We start from the raw sequence: 21,679 nt of genomic DNA on the forward strand, positions 1-21,679 counted from the left end.
GGGGCCGCCCCGGTGCGGGGGAGGTTCGAGGCGGCCCCGGAAGCGGACCGGACGGGAGGCGATCCGCTGCGTGACAGCCTGCCGACAACACGACTACGCTCGGAAGGCATCGACGCAGGTCAGGGCGACGGCGGGGCGATCATCCCGTCGACGCGGCACAGCCGTGGCGGCGTCCGGAGAATTGTGGAGGGACTGTGGAATCCGAGCCGACCGCTGAGCTGATCCGGGCACAACTGCGGCGGCTGCGGCTGAGCGCGGGCCTGAGCCAGGAGGAGTTCGGGAAGCTCGTCCACTTCTCCGGGTCCCAGGTCTCCGCCGTCGAGTTGGGCCAGCGGCCGTACGACCGGTTCTTCCTCACGCGCGCCGACGAGGTACTGAACAGCGGCGGGCTGTTGGCGTCCCTGTTTAAGATGGCCGAGCGCGACCGCCAGCCGAGTTGGTTCCGACCGTGGCTGGAAGCCGAGCGCAACGCCCAACTCCTCTGGTGCTACCACCCGACGCTCATTCCCGGTCTGCTTCAGACGGAGAACTACGCCCGCGTCGTGATCCGGGCCGACGACATGCTGAGCGACGAAGAGGTCGAGAAACGGGTGGCGGTCCGGCTGGATCGGCAGGGCGTCCTCAGCCGCGCGCAGCCGCCCAAGCTCGTCGCGGTCATCGAGGAGACCGTTCTCCGCCGGGCCGGCGACAACCTCCTGGGGCTCATGGCACAGCAGGTCGGTCACTTGATCGAGTTCGTCGAGCGGCCACACATCCGGGTACACGTCATCCCAGCAGAGGTGAGCACACACGTGGGACTCGCCGGTCCGTTCACCCTTGCCCGAAGCATGGACGGCGGGTGGATCGGCCACCTGGAAAACCAGCTCGGCGGCGCGACCGTCGACAAGGACGAAGACGTGGCTAGTCTGGTCGCGAGATGGGAGAGCGTCCGCAGCGAGGCGCTGCCTCACCGGCAGTCGGTCGAGCTGATGAAGAAAGTGATCACTCCATGAAGCTGACCGGTGCCGTCTGGCACAAATCCACCCGCAGCGGCAATGGCGAGTGTGTCGAGGTGGCCGACAGCCTGCCGGGCGTCGTCGGTGTGCGGGACAGCAAGAACCCGACCGGCCCGATCCTCACCTTCACCCCCCGAGCCTGGCGCGCTTTCGTCGCGTACGCCAAACGCCCCTGACCGGCCATGGCGCTGTTCGGCGCGTTCCGAATTGCGTCGCCAGCCCGGCGACACCGGACGTACGCTGCGCCGATGTTGCTGCGCATGTCGACCCTGCTGCTCCGGACCCTGCGCGAGGACCCGGCGGACGCGGAGGTGCCGAGCCACCGGCTCCTGCTGCGTGCCGGCTACATCCGCCGCGCGGCACCGGGCGGCTACACGTGGCTGCCGCTGGGCAAGCTGGTGCTGGACCGGATCAGCGAGGTGGTCCGGTCGGAGATGGCGGCCATCGGCGGGCAGGAGGTGCACTTCCCGGCGCTGCTGCCGGCGGAGCCGTACCGGGCGAGCGGCCGGTGGGCCGAGTACGGGGACGACATCTTCACCCTCGCCGACCGGAAGGGCGCCGAGCACCTGCTCGCCCCGACCCACGAGGAGATGGCGGCGCTGCTGGTCAAGGACCTCTTCACGTCGTACCGGGACTTCCCGGTGACGCTCTTCCAGATCCAGACGAAGTTCCGGGACGAGGCCCGTCCCCGGGCTGGTCTGCTGCGCGGCCGCGAGTTCCTGATGAAGGACGCCTACTCGTTCGACCTGGACGAGGCGGGCCTCCAGGCGGCGTACGACCGGCACCGCGACGCCTACCGGAGGATCTTCGACCGGCTGGGGCTGGATTACACGGTGGTGCACGCGATGTCCGGCGCGATGGGCGGGTCGGCGTCGGAGGAGTTCCTCGCCGCCACACCGGTCGGCGAGGACACGTTCGTCGGCTGCACCGCCTGCGACTACGCGGCGAACACCGAGGCCGTCACGACCCGGGCCCCGGCGGCCGGTGATCCGCGGGCGTACCCGCACCTGGAGGTGCACGACACCCCGGAGACGCCCACCATCGCCGGCCTGGTCGAGCTGGCCAATGCCCGCCGCCTCGCCGGTCGCGACGACTGGACGGCCGCCGACACGTTGAAGAACATCGTGCTGGCCGTACGCCGGCCGGGCGCGGACGAGGCCGAGCTGCTGGTGATCGGCGTACCGGGCGACCGGGAGGTCGACCTGAAACGGGTCGGCGCGGCACTGCACCCGGCCACGGTGACCGTCTTCGAGGAGTGGACCGAGCACCCCGAGCTGGTGCGCGGCTACATCGGCCCGCAGATCCTCGACAAGCTCGGCCTGCGCTACCTGGTCGACCCGCGGGTCGCGCCCGGTACGGCCTGGCTGACCGGGGCCAACGAGCCGGGCCGGCACGCCACCGGAGTCGTCAGTGGCCGCGACTTCACCCCGGAGGGCACGATCGAGGCCGCCGAGGTGCGCGCCGGCGACCCCTGCCCGGCCTGCGCGTCCGGCGCGCTGACCATCCGGCGCGGCATCGAGGTCGGGCACATCTTCCAGCTCGGCCGCAGGTTCACCGACGCGTTCGCCGTCGACGTGCTCGGCTCCGAAGGCAAGCCGGTCCGGCCGACCATGGGCTGCTACGGGATCGGGGTGTCCCGGGCGGTCGCCGCAGTGGCCGAACAGCATCACGACGAGCGGGGGCTGGTCTGGCCGGCGGCGGTCGCGCCGTGTGACGTACACGTCGTGGCCGCCGGCAAGGGGCCGCAGCTGGAGGCGGCGGTCGAACTCGGCGCGCGGCTCTCCGCGGCGGGCCTGCGGGTGTTGGTCGACGACCGGTCCGGCGTCTCGGCCGGGGTGAAGTTCACCGATGCCGAGCTGATCGGTCTGCCGCGCGCCGTCGTGGTCGGGCGCCGGCTCGCCGACGGGTACGTCGAACTGCGTGACCGGGCCTCCGGTGAGCGGATCGAGCTGCCGCTGGACGGGTTGGTGCGGCGACTCGTCGACGAGGTGCCCGTCACGCACCGGGTGTAGCCGGTGCGTGACGGGGTACCGAATCCGGATCGGGGCGTACGCGTACGTGGAGGGCTCTCATGACCGGTTACCGGGTCAGCGACGTGATGACGAGACAAGTGGTCTACCTGCCGGCGGAGACCACGTTGGACGAAGCGGCGGCGGTGATGCGGGAGGCCGACATCGGCGATGTCGTGGTCACCGACGGCGCCAGCCTCGCCGGGATGCTCACCGACCGGGACATCGTGGTCCGCGCGGTGGCCGAACGCGCGAACCCGTCCACCACCACGATCGGCTCGATCACCACCCGGGAGGTCGTGATGATCGAGCAGCACGCGACGGCCGGCGAGGCGGCGGCGCTGATGCGGGAACGTGGCATCCGGCGGGTGCTGGTCTGTGACAGCGACCGGAAGCTGGTCGGCATCGTCTCCCTCGGCGACCTGGCGATGCAGCTCGACCCCCAGTCCGCGCTCAGCGAGATCAGCGAGCAGTCGCCCACGGTGTGAGGAGGGCCGCATCGACAGCGGAGGGACCGCCGCTCGACCGGGGTAGCCTCGACCGCATGTCCGCCATGCCGGCCAGGTTGGCCGAAATCGTCGACGAGTTCGCCGCCGCGCCCCGCGACGTGGTGCTGGAGATGCTGCTCGAGTACGCCGACGTCATCCCGCAGCTCCCACCCGACGCGCCGGAGCGGGAGGGGATGGAGCAGGTACCGGAGTGCCAGACCGCGTTCTTCCTGCGTGCCCGGGTGACCCCGGAGAAGACCGTGGAGACGATCTTCGACTGCCCGCCCGAGGCGCCCACCACCCGCGCCTTCGCCGGCATCCTCGCCGAGGGGTTGGCCGGGGCGAGCGCGGACCAGGTGCTGGCCGTCCCGGACGATCTCTACCAGCGGATGGGTCTGGCCCAGGCGATCAGCCCGCTGCGGGTGCGCGGCGGCACCGCGATCCTCGCCCGGCTGAAGCGCCAGGTGCGGGAACAACTCGGCTGACCTGGGGGTTGCCACCGATCATGGAGATCGAGATCTACGCCGATGTGGTCTGCCCCTGGTGCTACATCGGCAAGCACCGGCTGGAGCAGGCCCTCGCGTCGTACGACGGCGAGGTGACGGTGCGCTACCGGCCGTTCCAGCTGGATCCGTCGCCGGTGCCCGAGCCGGTGCCCGTGGTCGAGGCGCTCGGTGCCAAGTTCGGCGGCGCGGGCAACGCGCGGCAGATGATCGCGCGGGTCACCGAGGTGGCGGCCGGGGCCGGGCTGCGGCTCGACTACGACCGGGCGATCGCCGCGAACACCTTCGACGCCCACCGGCTCGTCGCGTACGCCACCGAACGTGGCCGGTCCGGCGAGATGGTGGAGGCGCTCTACCAGGCGCACTTCGTGGGCGGGATCGACATCGGCTCGCGGGACTCGCTCGCCGGGCTCGCCGAGCAGGTCGGGCTGGACGGCGCCGACGCGCGCCGGTTCCTCGACTCGGACGAGGGCACGAAGGAGGTCGCCGCCGAGCTGGCCAAGGCCCATGACCTCGGGATCAGCAGCGTGCCGATGTTCGTGCTCGCCGGGAAGTACGGGATCAGCGGCGCACAGGAGCCGCAGACGCTGCTCGCCGCGCTGGCCGAGGTCGAACGCCTGGAGTCGGGCGGGGAGTGAGCCGGCAAGGCCGGGTCGGCCGGTCACCGGTCGGGCCCGTCGCCGAACATCGACATCTATGATGTTTCACGTGCAACGACATCGACGCCGGTGAGCAGCGCGCGTGGCCGGGTCCGCGACGGGCCGCGAGGCCGAGACTGAGCCGCCGGTCAGGCGGGCCGGGCCAGCTCCTCGACCACTCGCGCGTTCGGCAGCGCCCCGAGCGCCGGACCGGGCAGCGCGATCTTGCTGTGCCGCACGCCGGAGCCGATGATGACGTGCGGCGTGGCGATCACCCGGGAGTCGACGAGGATCGGCCACTCGGCCGGCAGGCCGATCGGGGTGATGCCGCCGTACTCCATGCCGGTCAGCTCGACCGCGTCCGCCATCGGCGCGAAGCTCGCCTTGCGGACGTCGAGCGCGCGCCGGGCGACCCCGTTCACGTCGGCGCGGGTGGTGGCGAGGACGATGCAGGCGGCGTAGCGGACGACGCCCTCCCGCTTACCGGCCACCACCACACAGTTGGCCGAGACGTCCAACCCCACGTCGTACGCCGCACAGAAGGCGGCGGTGTCGGCGAGCTCGGCGTCGATCGGCGCGACCAGCACCTCGTCCACGTCGACCGGCGCGTCGGCGGGCCACTCCCCGAGCGCCGCGGCGACCGGCGGGGCGAGCAGGTCGGGGCGGCTCCGGGCCGGTTCTGTCTTCAGCGTCCCCATCACGGGTGTGATCCTTCCACCCGCCGGGCCGCGTCGACCAGCCGGTCGACCACGCCACACCCGCCGGCCGATCGCGGAACCGGGCGCCGCCGCCACCCGCCCCGACAGGAGTGGCCGCGCCGTCGGCGCGGCCACCCGCGAGGACACTCAGCTGCCGGCGAGGAAGGCGTTCTCGTTGAGGAACGTACGGTCCCGGTGGGCCGCGAGCTCCTCCGCCCGCAGCGCCTGGGCGCGGCGTACCTCCAGGTCCTCCAGAGCCTGCCGGACGGCGAGCCGGATCACGCCGTAGAGGAAGACGAATCCGAAACAGTAGAGGATGACAGCGACGAAGACAGCAACCATGCCGTCACGCTAGGTCGAACGTGAACCAGACACGTTCTCATCTCCGGCCGGTTCCCCCGTACGTGTCCGCGAGGTGGTCGTCCCAGGTCCGGGTACCGCGAGGCAAAGCCGTGCTGACCAACCCACCTTCGCGCAGAAGCCGGCCGAGCCGCCCCGGTACGCGTACCGGCAGCAGCGGTCGGTGCGAACGCCGGGCCGCCCGCCAGGCGCGTACCGCCTCGTCGAAGCGGAGCACCTCGGGCCCGCCGAACTCCTCGATGCCGCCGAGCGGCCCCGCGGCGAGCCGGGCCGCGAGCCGTACGCCGACCTCGCCCGGGTCGACGGGCTGGGCGAGGATGCCCGGGTCGCCGATCGTCGGGCCGAGCCGGCTGGCCGTCCGGAGCAGTTCGTCGAGGAACTCCGCCAGCTGCGTGGCCCGCAGCACCGACCAGGGCACCGGGCCGGCCGCGACTACCTGCTCGGCGGCGAGCTTGTGCCGGTAGTACGGGATCGGCACCTCGTCCACGCCGACGATGGAGGTGAACACCAGATGCCGGACGCCGGCCCGGCCGGCGGCGACCACCAGCCGGCGCGTTCCGAGCACGTCGACCTGGTAGGTGCGCCGCCCCGGGGTGGGCATGGTGGCCAGGTGCAGCACGGCGTCCATCCCGGACACCGCCTCGGCCAGCCCGATCCCGGTCGCCAGGTCGGCCACCACCCACTCCAGCGTCGGATCGGTGCGCGGCCGCCGGGTCGTGGCCCGTACGGTGAAGCCGTCGTCGAGCAGCCGCGGCAGCACCGCCCGACCGAGGCGACCTGCCGCGCCGGTGACCAGCACCCTCATCCGATCCTCCTCGAAGCCTCACTCCGTCAGGTCGAGCACCGTCACCAACACGTAGAACACAATCACGATCTCGCTGATCACCCAGGCGTTCCGGTCGGACCACTTCCGGATCCGGGGCAGCAGTGAGGCCGCCCGCCGGCCCGCCAGCAGCAGGGCGAGCAGCGGCAGGGCCAGCAGCCCGAGGGTCAACCCGACGAACGGCAACAGGTGCCACCACGAGAGATCGTGCCGGGCGACGCTCGCGCCGACGGCCGCCATGGTGAGGTCGTCCGACGGTGAGGTGGCGACGAGGAACACCCCGAGCCGTGCCGCACGACCCGGCCCGGCGTGCTGGAGAGCGGTCAACCAGCGTGGCGTGCCGGTCTGCCGGCGGCGCAGGTAGACGACCACCGCGAGCACGGCCAGCAGCACCAGCACCGCCCAGTCGATCCGTCGCGCGGTGTCCTCCAGGTGGCCGACGTCGGTCTCCGCCCGGTCGGCGAAGCCTCGCACCACCCTCGTGACGAGCCACCCGACGGTCACCCCGACGGTGACCACCGCGCCCACACCGCCCAGGTATCCGAGTGGTGCCGCGCGCGGACGATCGGCCGAGGGGAGCAGCACCGCCGCGACGAACTGCGTCCCGGCGACCATCACCACGGCCAGCGGCAGGACGGTCAGGAAATTCATCCTGTGCCCATCCTCGCGGCCCCGATCACTCGCCGGGCCCGGTTCGCTCCACCCCGGCTTCGGTCACGACGTTGTCGCCGCCCGCCGTCCGCCACCTCGGCGACAGGTCGAAGGGGTCAGGTGGAGCTCGGGGGTGGCGCGGTGGCCGGGGTCACGCGGGTGGAGAGGAGAGCGCCGCCCAGGGCCAGGACGGCCGAGATCGCGAGGGTGGCCAGGAAACTGCCCGCAGCGGGAGCCGAGCCGCTGGCGAGCACGGCGCCGGTGAGCGCCAGCACGGTCGCCGCGCCGAGCGAGTCGCAGAGTTGCAGCGACGAGCTGCTGCGGCCCTGCTCACCCGGGGCGGAGAGCTCCAGGGTGAGGGCCGACAGCGACGGGTAGAGCAGACCCATGCCCAGCCCCGCGACGGCCCAGCCGAGTACGGCCACGGCGACCGGCGTACCCGGCACGAGGGTGAGCCCGACCGTGCCGATGCCGGCCGTGAGGCAGGCCAGCCCGGCGCGCGGGAGGCTGGCCCGCGAGGCCGGCGCCGCCATCCGCCCCTGGATCCAGGAGCCCGCCGACCAGAACAACGCCCCGACCGTCAACACCAGCCCGGCCGCCGTCGGCGAGAGACCACGTTCCCGGGAGAGCATCAGCGGTATGACCACCTCGGCGCCGACGAACGCCGCCGAGGCGAGCCCGCGCAGCCCGACCACCGTGGGCAGCCCCCGGGCGGCCCGCAGCGACCCCGGCGGCAACAGGCGCGGCGCGCAGAGCAGCAGGCCGACGATCGCGACCGCCGAGAGCGCCCCGCCGAACACGCCCCGCTGCTGGCCCCCGATGTGCAACAGCGCCGCGCTCACCCCCGCCCCGCACGCCCAGCCGATCCGCGCCACCGCGCCCGCCGGCACCCCGGTCACCGCCGGTGCCGCGACGGACCGCAGACCGGGGCGGATGAGCAGCGCCGCCGGCACGGCCACCACCGGCACCGCGAGGAAGACCCAGCGCCAGTGCAGGTGCTCCACGACCAGCCCGGCCAGCGCCGGGCCGACCAGCGACGGTACGACCCACGCCGCGGCGAACGCCGCGAAGATCCGCCGATGCAGCTCCTCCGGGTACGCCTGCCCGACGATGACGTACAGCGCCACGGAGAGCAGCCCCGAGCCGAAGCCCTGCACCACCCGGCCGACGACCAGGACCTCCATCGCCGAGGCCGTGCCGGCGACGACCAGCCCCGCCACGAACCAGAGCAGCCCGTGCCACATCGGCGCGCCCGGCCCGCGGGTGTCGCACCAGATGCCGGACAGCACCATGGCGAGCACACCCGCGGCGAAGGGGCCGCCGAAGGCCAGCCCGTAGAGGGCGAGCCCGTCCAGGCTGCGGGCCACGGTCGGCATCGCCGTACCGACCGCCAACGCCTCGAAGGCGAGCAGCGAGATGAGCGCGACGCTGCCCACCGTCATGGCGCGCAGCCGGGGGGTGAAGAGTCCCGGCGGCGGCGAGAGGGTCGCCGTCACCGCGGGCCCGACGGTGCGGAACCGAACGCTTCGATCGACATGCGCTCAGCTTGCGACCTCAACCCCGATTCAGGTCAACCCGGAACCGGCGGATCCCGCGTCACGCGCTCTCCAACGCCTCGCCGATGCCCTTCACCAGTCCCGAGAAGTGCTGGTCGGCCAGGAGGTGGCCGGCGGTGATCACCAACGCCACCGGCCACTCGATGATCTGGAGCGCGGCGAGCAGCCCCAGCCCGCCGTAGTAGGCGACCTTGTCGGCGGGCGGGACCGCCAGCTCGCCCAGCAGCGGCACGTGCACCCGCCGGTTGTACATCTGCACCGTCTCGCGGGCCCCGTTGAGATGTCGGGTCAGTGTGCTCATTCGGCCTCCCCGTTGACTCCTACCACCGACCGCATTCCACCGGCGATCCGGTCCATGCGCCGTCACCGGCGGAAAATTCCTCTGCTCAGAGGGCATAACGGACGGAACTGCGGGAAGCCAGGCCGCCGGACGTGAGCGCGGGAGGCGAGATGGCGTACGGCAGGGACAGCAGGGCAGGGGAGTCACGCCGGCACCGGTCCGGCCGTACGCCTCGATGATCCCGCCGGTCCACGTCGCCGCTCGGCTCCTCGCACCAGTCGGCGTACCGAAGCTCGTCGAGGAGGCGACGCAGACCGTCGGCTCCGCCGCCGCGCGGATGGCCCGCATGGTCGGCCTGACCAGCCGCCGGGTGTGGTCCCGGCCGGGACGGCATCACATCGAGGTGCACGGCGTCTGCCAGGACGGCGGCGACGCCCTGGCCCAGCAGGTCGAGTCGGCGTTGGAGCAGACTCCCGGCGTGGCCTGGGCCCGGGTGAACGCCCCGTCCGGACGGGTCGTGGTGGCCGTCGAGTCGCCCGAACCGAAGCTGCGCGACCTGATCGCCACGATCGCGCGAGCCGAGCGCTCCTGCCCGTACGAACCGGATCGGGAGGTGCCGCCACCCCATCCGCCCGAGGAGGGCCCGCGTACCCCACGCACTCTCGGCGCGCTGGCCTCCGACGCGCTGGGCCTGACCATCTCCGCGGCCACCCGGATCCTGCCGTTCACGCCGGTGCCCGGCGAGGTGGCCGGCCTGCTCGGCGCCGTGGACCTGCACCCACGACTGCACGCGCTGGCCGGCCGGGGCGTACGCGCCGACCCCCGAGCCGACCTGATCTTTCCGCTCGCCGAGGCGGTGGTGCAGGGCCTCACCGGAGGGTGGACCGGGATCGTCCTCGACGGGGCCCAGCGGATCCTCCAGTGGGGCGAGGACCGGGCCCAGTTGGCCCTCTGGGAGAAGGCCGAACCCGGGCTGACAGGTGACCCGGAGCGGGCCGTCTCCCGCTGGCCGGTCGGCGAACGGCCCCGGCCCAAGCCGGACGGCGCGCTGGAGCGGTACGCGATCCGGATGCTGACCGCGGGTGCGGCGGCGGCCGCAGGGGCCGCCCCGGTGGTCGGCCGGAAGCGGGCGGCCGCGCTCGGGCTCTCCGCGTTACCGAAGGCGCCCGGGAGCGGCCGGGAGGGGTACGGCGCCCAACTGGGCCGGGTCCTGGCGCGCCGCGGTGTGATCGCGATGGACCGCAGCGTGCTGCGCGAGCTCGACCGGATCGACACCCTCGTCCTGGACGCCGCCGTGCTCGGTTCGGACCGGGGCGTCCTCGCCGACCTCGCCCCGTTGACCGGCGCGGACACCGGTCAGGTCGCCGAACGCGCGTTCGCCCTCTTCGACCCCACCGACCCGGACCGCCGGTACGAGGCCGACGGCTGGCGGATCGGGCCACTGGAGCGGCTGGAGGCCGACGACCCGGGTGACACCGACGAGAGCGCCCGGCTCCGCTCGGGCGGGGGCCGGCTGCTCGGCCTCGCCACCGGGGGCACGCTGGTTGCGCTGGTACGGGTGGAGACCGAGCCCGCACCGGGTGGCGACGGGCTGCCCGCCGCCGCCCGCCACGCCGGCTTGCGGCTCGTGGTGGCCGGCGACGACGAGAAGCGGTACGGCTTCGCGGACGCCGTCCTGCCCGGCGGCGACCGGTTGACGGAGTCCGTCCGTTCGCTCCAGCGGGACGGCGCGGTGGTCATGCTCGCCTCCGGTGACCGGAGCGCGCTCGGCGCCGCGGACTGCGGGCTGGGCATCTACGGCCCGGACGACCTGCCGCCGTGGGGCGCGCACCTGCTGATCGGCACCGACCTGCGGGTCGTGGCGCTGGTGATCGAGGCGGCCGGTGTGGCCCGCCGGATGACCAGGCAGAACATCAAGCTCGCGATGGCCGGGACGGGTCTCGGGGCGCTCAGCGCGTTCACCGCCGCACCTACGCAGTTGCCGAGCCGGAGCCTGCACGCGGTGAACGGCGCGGCGGCGATGGCGTTCGGCAACGGCGTGTGGCGGGCCAGCCGGCTGCCGATGCCTGACGACACACCGGCGCCGGTCACCACCGCCTGGCATCTCATGCCGGTGGAGACCGTCCTCGACCGGCTCGGCACCACTCCGGACGGCCTCTCCAGCGCCGAGGCGGGACGCCGGAGCCGCGGCGAGGCCGGCGAGGCGGGGGGTACGAACAGCCTGCTCCGCGCGTTCGTCGACGAGCTGGCGAACCCGCTGACCCCGGTGCTGGCCGCCGGCGCGATCCTCTCCGCGTCCTTCGGCTCGCTCGTCGACGCCGCCCTGGTCGGCGGGGTCGTCGGCGGGTCCGCGCTGATCGGCGCGGTGCACCAGCGCAACACCGAACGCTCCCTGGCGGAGCTGCTGTCCCGCTCAGCGGTCACCGCCCGGGTCCGGCGCGACGGCGCCGACCAGGTGATGGCGGCCGACGACCTGGTGAACGGCGACGTGATCCGGCTGGAACCGGGCGACGCGGTGCCGGCCGACTGCCGGGTGATCGAGGCGGTGGGCCTGGAGACGGACGAGTCCTCACTGACCGGGGAGTCGCTGCCGGTCGGCAAGACCGCGCAGCCGGTGGTGGCCGCCGCCGTCGCGGACCGACGCTCCATGGTGTACGAGGGCACCACGATCGCCGCCGGACACGCGACTGCCGTGGTGGTCGCGACCGGCACCGAGACCGAGGCGGGGCGGAGCCTCGCGCTGGCCCGGCAGGCGCCCTCGGCCGGCGGCGTGGAGGCCCGGCTCGGTCAACTGACCCGGGCGTCCATCCCGCTGGCGGCCGGCTCCGCGGTCGCGGTGGCGGGGGCGGGCCTGCTGCGGGGCGTACCGCTGGCGCAGACCGCGGCGACCGCCGCGAACCTGGCGGTGGCCTCCGTGCCGGAGGGGCTGCCGTTCCTGGTCAGCGCCGCACAGCTGGCCGCCGCCCGCCGGTTGGCCGAGCACGGGGCGCTGGTCCGCAATCCCCGCACCATCGAGGCGCTCGGCCGGGTCGACGTGCTCTGCTTCGACAAGACCGGCACCCTCACCGAGGGGCAGCTGCAGCTGGCCGGGGTCGGTGACGGTGACCGGTACGCGCCGGTGGACCGGCTCGACGACCGGCTTCGGCTCACCCTGGGCGCGGCGTTGCGGGCCACCCCCGGCGCGGTCGACCCGGCGGAGCTGACCCAGCAGACCGATCGGGCGGTACGCCACGGCGCAGACACGGGGAACGTGGTCGAGCAGACCGGTGCACCCGGCTGGCGGCCGGCCGGTGGGCTGCCGTTCGAGCCGTCCCGGGGCTACCACGCGAGCGTCGGCGAGAGCGACGACGGCCTGCTGCTGAGCGTCAAGGGCGCCCCGGAGTCGGTGTTGCCGCGGTGTGCGTACCGCCGCCGCGACGGGCGGAACGAGCCGTTGGACGACGCCGGTCGGGCGGAGCTGGAGCGGGTGCTCGCCGAGCGGGCCGGTGCCGGGCACCGGATCCTGGCGGTCGCCGAGTGCGGGGTGCAGGATCCGACCGTCACCGATGACCAGGTGCGGAACATGAGCTTCGTCGGCTTCCTGGCCCTCGCCGACGGCGTGCGCAAGAGCGCCGCCCCGGCGGTGCGCCGGATCCGGCAGGCGGGCGTGCACACCATCATGATCACGGGGGACCATCCGGCGACCGCCGAGGCGATCGCCGCCACCATCACCGAGCACGACGAGCAGCGGGTGGTGACCGCGACCGAGCTGGACCAGCTCGACGACGAGACCATCGCCGAGCGGCTGGCCCACACCGACGTGGTGGCCCGCTGCACCCCGGCCCACAAGGTACGGATCATCCAGGCGTTGCAGAAGTGCGGGCGTACCGTCGCCATGACCGGGGACGGCGCCAACGACGCGCCCGCCATCCGCCTGGCCGACGTGGGCATCGCCCTCGGCCAGCGGGGCACCCCGGCCGCCCGCGCCGCGGCCGATCTCGTGGTCACCGACGACCGGCTGGAGACGATCATCGCCACGCTGGCCGAGGGGCGGGCCATGTGGTCCTCGGTCCGGCACGCGCTGAGCATCCTCGTCGGCGGCAACCTCGGCGAGATCGCGTTCAGCGTGCTGACCGCCGCGGCGACCGGGCAGTCGGCGCTCAACGGGCGGCAGCTGCTGCTGGTCAACCTGCTCACCGACCTGGCGCCGGCGCTGGCCATCGCGGTGCGCCCGCCCGGCGCGGACCGGGCCGACGGGCTGCTGCAGGAGGGGCCGGACACCTCGCTGGGTGGGACGCTCAACCGGGAGATCGGGCTGCGCGCCGGGGCCACCGCCCTCGGTGCCACCGCGGCCTGGGCGTTGGCCCGGTACACCGGGTCGCCCCGGCGGGCGGGCACGGTGGCCCTGGTCTCCCTGGTCGGTACGCAGCTCGGCCAGACCCTCCTGGCCGGAGGTACGAGCCCGGCGGTGCTCGCCTCGACGGCGGTGTCGCTCGGCGCGCTCACCGCGGTGGTGCAGACGCCGGGGCTCAGCCAGTTCTTCGGCTGTACCCCGCTGGGGCCGATCGGCTGGGGCATCGCCACCGGCTCGGCGTTCGGCGCGACCTTCGCCAACGGCGCGTTGAGCCGGCTCGTCGAGCGGCTGCCCCAGGTCCAGGGCGGTCCGGCGGATCGCGCCGATGCGGACGGCTCCGGCGCGGACGGCTCCCATCCGGGCGGCTCCGGCGCGGACGGCTCCGACGGCGACGACTCGTCGCAGTGACCGGCTCCCGCCGGCATGGCCGGCCCGTTCCCGGGTACGGGCGAGCGTGGAGGTGGGCGCGTTGGCAGAGCAGCCGGAGGTCACGTTCATCGGCACGGCCACCACGGTGCTCCGGATCGGTGGGTTCACCCTGCTCACCGATCCGAACTTCCTGCACCGCGGGCAGCGGGCGTACCTGGGCAAGGGGTTGTGGTCGCGCCGCCGCACGGACCCGGCCCTGGGCATCGCCCAGCTGCCCGCGCTGGACGCGGTGCTCCTCTCCCACCTGCACGGCGACCACTTCGATCGGGTGGCCAAGCGGGAGCTCGACCGGAAGCTGCCGATCCTCACCACCCCCGCCACCGAGCGGAAGCTACGTCGCTGGGGCTTTGACGCCGCGCAGGGGCTGCCCACCTGGCAGTCGCACGAGCTGCGCGGCGACGGCGAGCTCCTGCGCCTGACCTCGCTCCCCGGCCGGCACGGGCCCGGCCTGGTCGACCGGCTGATGCCCGACGTGATGGGCACGATGATCGACCTGGTACGCGGCGACGCCCGGGCGTTCCGCCTCTACGTCACCGGCGACACGCTCAACCGTCCGCAGCTCGCCCAGATCCCGCAGCGGTACCCGGAGATCGACGCGATGCTCATCCACCTCGGCGGCACGAAGGTCGCCGGAATCCTGCTCACCATGGACGCGCGGCAGGGCGCCGACCTGGTCGAGCTGGTGCGGCCGAAGCTCACCGTGCCGATCCACTACGACGACTACCCGGTGTTCCGCTCGCCGCTGTCGCACTTCGTTGCGGAGGCGCGACGGCGGGGCATCATCCGGCAGGTACGCACCATCGAGCGCGGCGAGACCGTCCCGCTCAGCCCACCCGTCTGACGGCCGGCGCGGACCGGCCCGACGCCAGCAGCCCGATCGTGCTTGACTGCCGGCATGGAGCTGAGCATCGACGTCGACGGCGGACAGCTCCCGGCGACGCTGGACCTACCGGCGGGCCCGGTTCGCGGTGCGGTGGTCGCCCTGCACGGCGCCGAGGCCCGGGAGCGCTCGTACTTCTGCTACGCGCACCTGGCTGGCCTGGAGGTGTGAGGAGGGCTACCGCCCTCCCCACACCGCTGTCACCGTTCAGGCAGCTCCGCAACCTCGGACTCCTCAGGCGCGGGCCGAAGCAGGCCCAGCTGCGGGTCGAAGCAGACGAGGCCATGCTCAGCGGCGATTCGTGCGGCGCCGGCCGACACCTCTTCGCAACGGCTGAACACCATGGGGAAGTAGATGATCGGGCCCGATGCCTCCTTGATCAGTGGCCCCGTCGACCACGGGCTCCGCTCCTCGCCGTCGTCCTCGGTGAGGTCGACCCAGCGCCCCAGGAGCGCCTCGACGTAGGCACGGATACGCGGCGTCGGCGGGATCTGGCCCCCACCGAGGTACCTCTCGTAGAGCGCCTTGAAGTCGGCCAGCGCCGCCGCGTTGTCGGCGGGCCTGTCACCTTCCCACACCGCCAGGTCGTAGCTCATGCGCCGCAGTGTGCCAGGCAGCAACGACATGTCCCGCAGCGACCGGGCGGCGAGGCGGCCGCCGTCGACAGCAAAATCAACCAAGGAAACTGCTGGTGGAGCCCAGGGCACTCGAACCCCTAACCCCTGCCTTGCAAAGATCAAGACTCCTGTCGGCCAACGTCGGCCACTGCCGCTGACCTGCTCGACCTGTCGGCCGGTGTAGCTCTCCCCCTGCCCGTGTCGGCCGGCTTGGCTGTACTGATGGCTGTACAGCCAGGCGGCGTCCTACTCGTCGAGCGCTTCGTCACTCCACCGGAACGACGCCTCACCGCCACGAATGTGAAGGATGAAGTCCGCGACCTCCTGGCCGTCCGGCTTGACCAAACCGACCGTCTGGCAGATCTGAGCCTGGACCGCCTCCCAGGCGTCAACGTCCAGGTCGCCGGCCGCGTCCACCAACTCGACCTCGCGCTGGAAGAGCGGCGCTAGCTCGACAAAGCCCGGTTCTGGCTCAAACCGCCCTGCAAACCACGGCTGATCGACACCATGCACCCGAATCCGGGCGACCACCTCCCCACCTTGACGGAGCTGCCAGAGCTGGGCGTCCCTGTGGTCATCAGGCATGGCCGAACCCTAGAGCACCATCAGTTTGGAAGAGCGAAGATCGCAGCCTGCGAGGTCCTGGTGGGCCAGGTGAAGGCAGGAAACGTGCGACCGTTCGTGCCCCGTGGTGACCGTCCGGGGTACCCGCTACTGGCACGTAGATGGCACGGCGGCCTACGCGGGCTAGTTTGGGTTGGTGGATGAGCTTCTGGCGATCGTGTTGGTTGTCGGCTCCTTGGCGGCCACCTTGGGATTTCTCGCATGGCTGGCGGCCAGGGTTCGTCGCCGAGGTATCGGCGACAACGTCATGGGACCGTTCGAGGAGATCTGGCATCCAGCCGCTCATCGATTCCGTGCAGAGATCAAGGTGCACGAGGAACGCATGGTGCCGCTGCCATCCGCTGGAGATCCGAAGCGGCGGGATCGTGGCGGAGTTGCTGGGCCAGGAGAGTCTCGCTCGAAGAGCCGCTGAGGCGCACATACCTCTCCAGCGAGCGGATCTCCTCGTCGGGCAGTCGTAGACCGTCCAGCCTCCCCGGACGGGGACAAGGTGGAGCGCCCTACCGGACGAACGACCTTGGCCCCGTCCGGGGAGGCTGGTAGCCCTCGTGGTGCCCGGCGAGGTGAGCCGCGGCGGCATCTCTGAGGAGGGCCGAGGTTCGGGGCGAAGCCCCGAGGTCTTCTCGGTTTTGTCTCCCGAAGCGTGGCCGGCCGGCCCGGCCGATGCCGGCCGGAGGTCGCAGCAGGCCGGGGCCGGGCCGGCGCGGCCCGCTTGCGGGCCGCCTTGATCTGATAGAGCGGAATTCGGCAGTGCGCTCCGTACCGGCGGTGTCCTCGGTCGACTGAGGCGCGACAGTCGTCCGCGAACTGATCTGCGACCTCCGCGCGGATCGCGGCATATCCGCGCGCCTGACCTTGGTTCAAACGGTGACAGTCTCAAGGGCGGATCTCTGCCGAGGGCCCTCGACCGGGCTCGGGCTGCTTCGCGCAGTGAACGGTCAGGGCGTGGACGCCCGCCGAACCTGCTCGAAGCGGAACTCGCGAATGAAGCAGTCTCGTGGTTGGCCGACCGCGAAAAGCACGCAGTCGATGACCGATCGCGCGGTGAGGTCGCCGTTTACCTGTCGGGGCCCGTCCTGAACGAAGTCCGGCGGAAACAGTGAGATAACGCGGATCCCTTCCGGCCGGAGCCGGTGCGACAGGATCTCAGCGAGCCCGGCGTGGGCGTGCTTAGCGGCGTAGAACGCGGGATGTGCACCCGAGCGGCGGTGCCCCACCTCGCCGCACGCGGAGATCATGTTGACGATGTCGGGCCGCGACGATGCCCGTAGCAGCGGCAGTAGATTTTTGGTCAACAACATGGTGCCGGTCCCGCCCGCAGCCATCACGCTTTCGATCTTGTCGTCCGAGACGTCTCCCAGGTCGTCACCTTCGATGTATGGGGCACCATTGTTGATCAGCACATCGAGGTGCTTCGTCCGTTCGGCCACCGCCGCGGCGAACGCGCGCACCGACTCCGGTACGGCGAGGTCGCAGTGAAATGCATCAGCCCGACCTGGCCCCCGCTGGCTGATCGCATCGGCGACAAGCTCGGCCGCAGCCAGGTCGCGGGCCGAGAGGAAGATCTGTGCACCGCGCTCGGCGAAGGCTTCGGCCAGTAGCCGTCCGGTGTGACGTGCGGCACCGGTGATGGCGACGCGCAGGCCGTCAAGATTCATGGCCGAAGTGAAGCATCTGAACTCTGGTTGAGGTCAACAGGAACTTGCCAAGATCGGACATCCGCTCTTCGGCGGATCCGTACGGCGCCGACGGCCTGTTACCTCGGAAGGCTGCCTCAGCCATTGACCGGATTCTCGGCCAGGATGAGACGGCGTGACCGCTTGGCTGTACGGATGGCTGTACTCGGACCGAGATCGACCAAGGGAGGTGCTGGTGGAGCCCAGGGGACTCGAACCCCTAACCCCTGCCTTGCAAAGGCAGTGCTCTGCCAGTTGAGCTAGGGCCCCGGGAGCGGCGACGCCGCCGGTCAGTTGTGGCCGACGGTCACGTCAGCGCAGGTCGGGCGCGGTGGTCGCCTCGTGCCAGAGGGCGCGTTCGTCGTTGGAAGCCTTGATCTTCTTGGCCACGACGGCAGCCACGCCGATGACACCGGCGAGAACCAGAAGCTTCTTGACCATTGGGGCGACCCCTTGCGCTCGGCTGCCGTCGGAGGACGTGCGGTGGGGCTAGCTGGAATCGAACCAGCGACCTCAGAGTTATCAGCTCTGCGCTCTAACCGACTGAGCTATAGCCCCGCGTAGCGACGAGCAAGGTTAACCCATCCGCGCGCGCCGCCCCAAATCGGGGGGTGGCTCTGCGTGCCGCCCGTCGCCGTCGAACCTACCGGAATGCCGAACGCCGGGACGACCGCTTTTCGCGGCGCCCCGGCGTCCGGTGTCGTTCAGTCCCGCTCGGCGAGGGTCAGCTCGATCCCGCCGACCAGGTCGGCGCAGACGTTGTAGACGAATGCCCCGAGGGTGGCCAGCGCCGTGAAGAGCACGACGTTGACCAGACCGATCAGCGCGGAGCTGAGAATCACGCCCTTGGCGGTGATCTGGAAGCCGTCGGCGCTCTGCCCGCCGGCGTTCACCAGGTCGGTGAGGCTGTCGTTGACGCTCTGGAAGACACCCATGGCGTCCAGGGCGAGGTACAGCACCGAGGTGGCCACCACGACCACGATGAAGAGCACCACCGACACGGCGAATGCGAACTTCATCACGGACCAGGGGTCGATCCGCTTGAGGTTCAGCCGGGCCCGGCGCGGTCCGCGGGACGCGGCCGAGCTCACGGACGTACGCGCGGCGCGTACCGCGTCACCCACCCGCGCGGCCCCGACGGCGGCCGGGTTGCCGAGGCCTGCCGGGAGGCCGCCACCGTTCGGTGGCCTACCGCCGGTCCCCGGCCGGGTGGCCTCCGGGTTGGCCGAACCGCTGACCCGGGCCTGCGTGCCGGTGCTCGCCACGCCGGCCCGGACCGGGATCTGCTGGGTGCTGCTGCTCGACGGCCGGGCGGCGGCCGCTTTGGCCGCGTCGGCCGACACTGCCTGGGTCTTCTCGCTGGACCCCTCGTCGTCGGTCGGCTTGTCCGGCGGCGGTGTCATCCCGGGCGCCCGGGTGAATTTCGGGGCAGGCGCGTCGGCGGGGACCGTTGCGCGGCCCACGGCCGCTCGGCCGGTCGCCGACGCGCCGCCTCCTGCGGCCTCCTCGTCGACCGGGTTGGCCGAGGACCCCGCGTTCCCCGACTTCGCCTGTGTCTCCGTCATTCAACTAGTCCTGTTCGTCAGGCTCGTCGGCATTGCGAGCAATCGCCACGATAGTCACGCCGTCCGGAAGGTCCATCAGCTTGACCCCCATTGTGTTCCGGTCACGCGTACGGCGTACAGGCTTCACGGGAGTCCGGATGACACCACCGTTGCTGGTGATCGCGAACAGTTCGTCGTCCGGATCGATCACCACCGCGCCGACCAGACCACCGCGTCGCTCCGTGATCTTCGCAGTCAGCACGCCTTTACCTCCCCGGCCCTGGACCGGGTATTCCTCGATGGGGGTACGTTTCGCGTATCCCCCGTTCGTCGCGACCAGGACGTCCAGACCCGGCCGGACGACCTCCATGGCCAGCAGCACGTCGTCCTCGGTGAAGCGCATGCCGATCACGCCCGAGGTGGCACGACCCATCGGCCGCAGCGCCTCGTCGGTGGCGTTGAACCGGATCGCCTGCGCCTTCTTGGAGACCAGCAGCAGGTCGTCCTCCGGCCCCACCAGCGCAGCGCCGACCAACTCGTCCTCATCGCGCAGGTTGATGGCGATGATGCCGCCGGAACGGTTGGAGTCGAACTCCTCAAGCCGCGTCTTCTTCACCAGGCCGTTCTTCGTGGCCAGTACCAGGTAGGGCGCCACCTGGTAGTTCGGGATTTCGATGATCTGTGCGATCTGCTCGTCGGGTTGGAACGCGAGCAGGTTGGCCACGTGCTGGCCCTTGGCCACCCTACTGGCTTCCGGAAGCTCGTACGCCTTGGCCCGGTACACCCGGCCCTTGTTGGTGAAGAACAGGATCCAGTCGTGCGTCGAGCAGACGAAGAAGTGGCTGACGATGTCGTCCTGGCGCAGGGTCGCGCCGCTGACGCCCTTGCCGCCACGGCGCTGGGAGCGGTACTGGTCGACCCGGGTGCGCTTGGCGTACCCGGTCCGGGTGATGGTGACCACCACGTCCTCACGGGCGATGAGGTCCTCCATCGAGACCTCGCCCTCGAACGGGATGATCTTCGTCCGCCGGTCGTCGCCCCACTTGGCGACGATCTCGCCCAGCTCCTCGGAGACGATCTTCCGCTGCCGCTCGGGCTTGGCGAGGATGTCCTTCAGGTCGGCGATCTCGAGTTCGAGCTTGGCCAGGTCGTCGAGGATGCGCTGCCGCTCCAACGCGGCGAGGCGGCGCAGCTGCATGTCCAGGATCGCGGTCGCCTGGATCTCGTCGATCTCCAGCAGCCGGACCAGGCCCTGCCGGGCGTCCTCGACTGTGGGCGAGCGCCGGATCAGGGCGATCACCTCGTCCAGGGCGTCCAGCGCCTTGGACAAGCCGCGCAGGATGTGCGCCCGCTCCTCCGCCTTGCGGAGCCGGAACGCGGTACGCCGGCGGATGACCTCGATCTGGTGCTCGACGTAGTAGCGGATGAACTGGGCGAGGTTGAGCGTGCGCGGCACCCCGTCGACCAGCGCCAGCATGTTGGCGCCGAAGGTCTCCTGGAGCTGGGTGTGCTTGTAGAGGTTGTTGAGCACCACCTTGGCGACCGCGTCGCGCTTGAGCACGAGCACGATCCGCATGCCCGTACGCCCGGAGGACTCGTCGCGGATGTCGGCGATCCCGCCGAGCTTGCCCTCCTTGATCAGCTCGGCGATCCGCTCGGCGAGGTTGTCCGGGTTGACCTGGTAGGGCAGCTCGCTCACGACCAGCGCAGGGCGACCGCGCTTGTCCTCCTCGACCTCCACCACGGCCCGCATCCGGATCGACCCGCGGCCGGTCCGGTAGGCGTCCTGGATGCCGGCCTGACCGACGATCAGGCCGTGGGTCGGGAAGTCGGGGCCCTTGACGATCTCCAGCAGCGCCTCGAGGGTGGTCGCCTCGTCGGCCTCCGGGTTCTCCAGGCACCACTGCACCGCCGCGCCGATCTCGCGCAGGTTGTGCGGCGGGATCTTCGTGGCCATGCCGACCGCGATGCCCTCGGAACCGTTGATCAACAGGTTCGGGATCCGGGACGGCAGGATGGTGGGCTCCTTGGCCCGGCCGTCGTAGTTGTCCTGGAGGTCGACGGTGTCCTCGTCGATGTCCCGCAGCATCTCCATGGCCAGCGGATCGAGCTTGCACTCGGTGTACCGCATGGCCGCGGCCGGGTCGTTGCCCGGCGAGCCGAAGTTGCCGTTGCCGTCGACGAGCGGGTAGCGCAGCGACCACGGCTGGGCCATCCGGACCAGCGCGTCGTAGATCGCCGAGTCGCCGTGCGGGTGGAACTGACCCATCACGTCGCCGACGACCCGGGAGCACTTCACGTAGCCGCGGTCCGGCCGGTAGCCGGAGTCGAACATCGCGTAGAGGATCTTGCGGTGGACCGGCTTGAGCCCGTCCCGGACATCCGGCAGCGCACGCCCGACGATGACGCTCATCGCGTAGTCGAGGTAGGAGCGCTGCATCTCCACCTCGAGCCCGACCGGTTCGATCCGGTCGTGCGCGACCACGGCGCCGGCGGCCTCAGCGGCCTCGGGCTCGTTCGGTGTGGACTCGGGGGAATCGGTCACTGTTTACCCTTATCAGACTGAGAGTCGTTT

Annotated in this window: 22 protein-coding genes and 2 tRNA genes; 10 read left to right on the plus strand and 14 right to left on the minus strand. The window is 71.7% G+C overall.

The window, feature by feature from the left end; genetic code table 11:
- The first annotated feature begins 194 nt into the window (after positions 1–194).
- From E1211_RS02515 to E1211_RS02540, 6 genes are all read left to right on the plus strand, one after another.
- On the plus strand, positions 195–992 hold the full coding sequence (locus E1211_RS02515; protein ID WP_132344948.1) for a helix-turn-helix transcriptional regulator: 798 nt from the start codon (positions 195–197) through the stop codon (positions 990–992).
- The gene (locus E1211_RS02520; RefSeq protein WP_132344950.1) at positions 989–1,171 is read left to right on the plus strand and encodes a DUF397 domain-containing protein; all 183 of its coding nucleotides are present in this window, start codon (positions 989–991) and stop codon (positions 1,169–1,171) included. The genes E1211_RS02515 and E1211_RS02520 overlap by 4 nt, the downstream gene beginning before the upstream one ends.
- Before the next feature lie 72 nt (positions 1,172–1,243).
- The gene (locus tag E1211_RS02525; protein ID WP_132344952.1) at positions 1,244–3,007 is read left to right on the plus strand and encodes a proline--tRNA ligase; all 1,764 of its coding nucleotides are present in this window, start codon (positions 1,244–1,246) and stop codon (positions 3,005–3,007) included.
- Positions 3,008–3,066: 59 nt separating this feature from the next.
- Positions 3,067–3,492, plus strand: a complete 426-nt coding sequence (locus E1211_RS02530) for a CBS domain-containing protein (RefSeq protein ID WP_120683526.1) — start codon at positions 3,067–3,069, stop codon at positions 3,490–3,492.
- 56 nt (positions 3,493–3,548) lie between these two features.
- Entirely contained in the window at positions 3,549–3,977 is a 429-nt protein-coding gene (locus tag E1211_RS02535) for a SufE family protein (protein WP_132344954.1), read from the plus strand.
- A 20-nt stretch (positions 3,978–3,997) separates the two neighbouring features.
- Positions 3,998–4,633 (plus strand): DsbA family protein, encoded by a 636-nt coding sequence (locus E1211_RS02540; RefSeq protein ID WP_132344956.1) that lies wholly within the window; start codon positions 3,998–4,000, stop codon positions 4,631–4,633.
- 149 nt (positions 4,634–4,782) lie between these two features.
- Here E1211_RS02540 and E1211_RS02545 read toward each other — a convergent pair whose 3' ends face one another.
- From E1211_RS02545 to E1211_RS02570, 6 genes are all read right to left on the minus strand, one after another.
- Positions 4,783–5,331 carry a YbaK/EbsC family protein gene (locus tag E1211_RS02545; protein ID WP_132345074.1) on the minus strand — a complete coding sequence of 183 codons (549 nt, stop codon included), beginning with the start codon at positions 5,329–5,331 and terminating at the stop codon, positions 4,783–4,785.
- 147 nt (positions 5,332–5,478) lie between these two features.
- Complete coding sequence (locus E1211_RS02550; RefSeq protein ID WP_132344958.1) at positions 5,479–5,673, minus strand: hypothetical protein; 195 nt, start codon at positions 5,671–5,673, stop codon at positions 5,479–5,481.
- Positions 5,674–5,710: 37 nt separating this feature from the next.
- The gene (locus E1211_RS02555; protein ID WP_132344960.1) at positions 5,711–6,496 is read right to left on the minus strand and encodes an SDR family oxidoreductase; all 786 of its coding nucleotides are present in this window, start codon (positions 6,494–6,496) and stop codon (positions 5,711–5,713) included.
- A gap of 18 nt (positions 6,497–6,514) precedes the next feature.
- Positions 6,515–7,165 (minus strand): GAP family protein, encoded by a 651-nt coding sequence (locus E1211_RS02560; protein WP_132344962.1) that lies wholly within the window; start codon positions 7,163–7,165, stop codon positions 6,515–6,517.
- A gap of 116 nt (positions 7,166–7,281) precedes the next feature.
- Complete coding sequence (locus E1211_RS02565) at positions 7,282–8,661, minus strand: MFS transporter (RefSeq protein ID WP_243709302.1); 1,380 nt, start codon at positions 8,659–8,661, stop codon at positions 7,282–7,284.
- Between the two features lie 100 nt (positions 8,662–8,761).
- Complete coding sequence (locus E1211_RS02570; protein WP_132344964.1) at positions 8,762–9,022, minus strand: hypothetical protein; 261 nt, start codon at positions 9,020–9,022, stop codon at positions 8,762–8,764.
- 214 nt (positions 9,023–9,236) lie between these two features.
- On the opposite strand from E1211_RS02570, the gene E1211_RS02575 reads away from it, so the two are divergent.
- The 3 genes from E1211_RS02575 (at position 9,237) to E1211_RS32305 (ending at position 14,814) form a co-directional block, all read left to right on the plus strand.
- The gene (locus tag E1211_RS02575) at positions 9,237–13,742 is read left to right on the plus strand and encodes a cation-translocating P-type ATPase (protein WP_132344966.1); all 4,506 of its coding nucleotides are present in this window, start codon (positions 9,237–9,239) and stop codon (positions 13,740–13,742) included.
- A 61-nt stretch (positions 13,743–13,803) separates the two neighbouring features.
- Complete coding sequence (locus tag E1211_RS02580) at positions 13,804–14,604, plus strand: MBL fold metallo-hydrolase (protein ID WP_243709303.1); 801 nt, start codon at positions 13,804–13,806, stop codon at positions 14,602–14,604.
- Positions 14,605–14,658: 54 nt separating this feature from the next.
- The gene (locus tag E1211_RS32305) at positions 14,659–14,814 is read left to right on the plus strand and encodes a hypothetical protein (RefSeq protein WP_165947146.1); all 156 of its coding nucleotides are present in this window, start codon (positions 14,659–14,661) and stop codon (positions 14,812–14,814) included.
- Between the two features lie 29 nt (positions 14,815–14,843).
- Here the strand turns inward: E1211_RS32305 and E1211_RS02585 are convergent, their stop codons facing one another.
- On the minus strand, positions 14,844–15,239 hold the full coding sequence (locus E1211_RS02585) for a hypothetical protein (protein ID WP_132344970.1): 396 nt from the start codon (positions 15,237–15,239) through the stop codon (positions 14,844–14,846).
- Between the two features lie 267 nt (positions 15,240–15,506).
- Positions 15,507–15,845, minus strand: coding sequence for a hypothetical protein (locus tag E1211_RS02590; protein WP_132344972.1), 339 nt, complete (start codon positions 15,843–15,845; stop codon positions 15,507–15,509).
- 175 nt (positions 15,846–16,020) lie between these two features.
- On the opposite strand from E1211_RS02590, the gene E1211_RS02595 reads away from it, so the two are divergent.
- A complete protein-coding gene (locus tag E1211_RS02595; protein WP_207915187.1) occupies positions 16,021–16,296 on the plus strand; it encodes a hypothetical protein in 276 nt (91 codons plus the stop codon).
- A 526-nt stretch (positions 16,297–16,822) separates the two neighbouring features.
- Here the strand turns inward: E1211_RS02595 and E1211_RS02600 are convergent.
- From E1211_RS02600 to gyrA, 6 genes are all read right to left on the minus strand, one after another.
- Complete coding sequence (locus E1211_RS02600) at positions 16,823–17,542, minus strand: SDR family oxidoreductase (protein ID WP_132344974.1); 720 nt, start codon at positions 17,540–17,542, stop codon at positions 16,823–16,825.
- Positions 17,543–17,754: 212 nt separating this feature from the next.
- Positions 17,755–17,830, minus strand: a tRNA-Ala gene (locus E1211_RS02605).
- 42 nt (positions 17,831–17,872) lie between these two features.
- The gene (locus E1211_RS33185; protein WP_243709304.1) at positions 17,873–18,001 is read right to left on the minus strand and encodes a DLW-39 family protein; all 129 of its coding nucleotides are present in this window, start codon (positions 17,999–18,001) and stop codon (positions 17,873–17,875) included.
- 43 nt (positions 18,002–18,044) lie between these two features.
- Positions 18,045–18,118: transfer RNA gene (locus E1211_RS02610), tRNA-Ile, on the minus strand.
- Positions 18,119–18,264: 146 nt separating this feature from the next.
- Entirely contained in the window at positions 18,265–19,125 is an 861-nt protein-coding gene (locus tag E1211_RS02615) for a DUF3566 domain-containing protein (protein WP_132344976.1), read from the minus strand.
- 4 nt (positions 19,126–19,129) lie between these two features.
- Positions 19,130–21,649 (minus strand): DNA gyrase subunit A, encoded by a 2,520-nt coding sequence (gyrA, locus tag E1211_RS02620; RefSeq protein WP_132344978.1) that lies wholly within the window; start codon positions 21,647–21,649, stop codon positions 19,130–19,132.
- Between the last annotated feature and the right edge of the window lie 30 nt (positions 21,650–21,679).

This window comes from Micromonospora sp. 15K316, from assembly GCF_004348525.1.
GTDB lineage: Bacteria > Actinomycetota > Actinomycetes > Mycobacteriales > Micromonosporaceae > Micromonospora.

Excerpts from the sequence above, each read along its gene's own strand:
- E1211_RS02520 (WP_132344950.1), top strand. The coding sequence starts at position 989 with ATGAAGCTGACCGGTGCCGTCTGGCACAAATCCACCCGCAGCGGCAAT.
- E1211_RS02525 (WP_132344952.1), top strand. The coding sequence starts at position 1,244 with ATGTTGCTGCGCATGTCGACCCTGCTGCTCCGGACCCTGCGCGAGGAC.
- E1211_RS02530 (WP_120683526.1), top strand. The coding sequence starts at position 3,067 with ATGACCGGTTACCGGGTCAGCGACGTGATGACGAGACAAGTGGTCTAC.
- E1211_RS02535 (WP_132344954.1), top strand. The coding sequence starts at position 3,549 with ATGTCCGCCATGCCGGCCAGGTTGGCCGAAATCGTCGACGAGTTCGCC.
- E1211_RS02540 (WP_132344956.1), top strand. The coding sequence starts at position 3,998 with ATGGAGATCGAGATCTACGCCGATGTGGTCTGCCCCTGGTGCTACATC.
- E1211_RS02545 (WP_132345074.1), bottom strand. The coding sequence starts at position 5,331 with ATGGGGACGCTGAAGACAGAACCGGCCCGGAGCCGCCCCGACCTGCTC.
- E1211_RS02550 (WP_132344958.1), bottom strand. The coding sequence starts at position 5,673 with ATGGTTGCTGTCTTCGTCGCTGTCATCCTCTACTGTTTCGGATTCGTC.
- E1211_RS02555 (WP_132344960.1), bottom strand. The coding sequence starts at position 6,496 with ATGAGGGTGCTGGTCACCGGCGCGGCAGGTCGCCTCGGTCGGGCGGTG.
- E1211_RS02560 (WP_132344962.1), bottom strand. The coding sequence starts at position 7,165 with ATGAATTTCCTGACCGTCCTGCCGCTGGCCGTGGTGATGGTCGCCGGG.
- E1211_RS02570 (WP_132344964.1), bottom strand. The coding sequence starts at position 9,022 with ATGAGCACACTGACCCGACATCTCAACGGGGCCCGCGAGACGGTGCAG.
- E1211_RS02575 (WP_132344966.1), top strand. The coding sequence starts at position 9,237 with ATGATCCCGCCGGTCCACGTCGCCGCTCGGCTCCTCGCACCAGTCGGC.
- E1211_RS32305 (WP_165947146.1), top strand. The coding sequence starts at position 14,659 with ATGGAGCTGAGCATCGACGTCGACGGCGGACAGCTCCCGGCGACGCTG.
- E1211_RS02585 (WP_132344970.1), bottom strand. The coding sequence starts at position 15,239 with ATGAGCTACGACCTGGCGGTGTGGGAAGGTGACAGGCCCGCCGACAAC.
- E1211_RS02590 (WP_132344972.1), bottom strand. The coding sequence starts at position 15,845 with ATGCCTGATGACCACAGGGACGCCCAGCTCTGGCAGCTCCGTCAAGGT.
- E1211_RS02600 (WP_132344974.1), bottom strand. The coding sequence starts at position 17,542 with ATGAATCTTGACGGCCTGCGCGTCGCCATCACCGGTGCCGCACGTCAC.
- E1211_RS33185 (WP_243709304.1), bottom strand. The coding sequence starts at position 18,001 with ATGGTCAAGAAGCTTCTGGTTCTCGCCGGTGTCATCGGCGTGGCTGCC.
- E1211_RS02615 (WP_132344976.1), bottom strand. The coding sequence starts at position 19,125 with ATGACGGAGACACAGGCGAAGTCGGGGAACGCGGGGTCCTCGGCCAAC.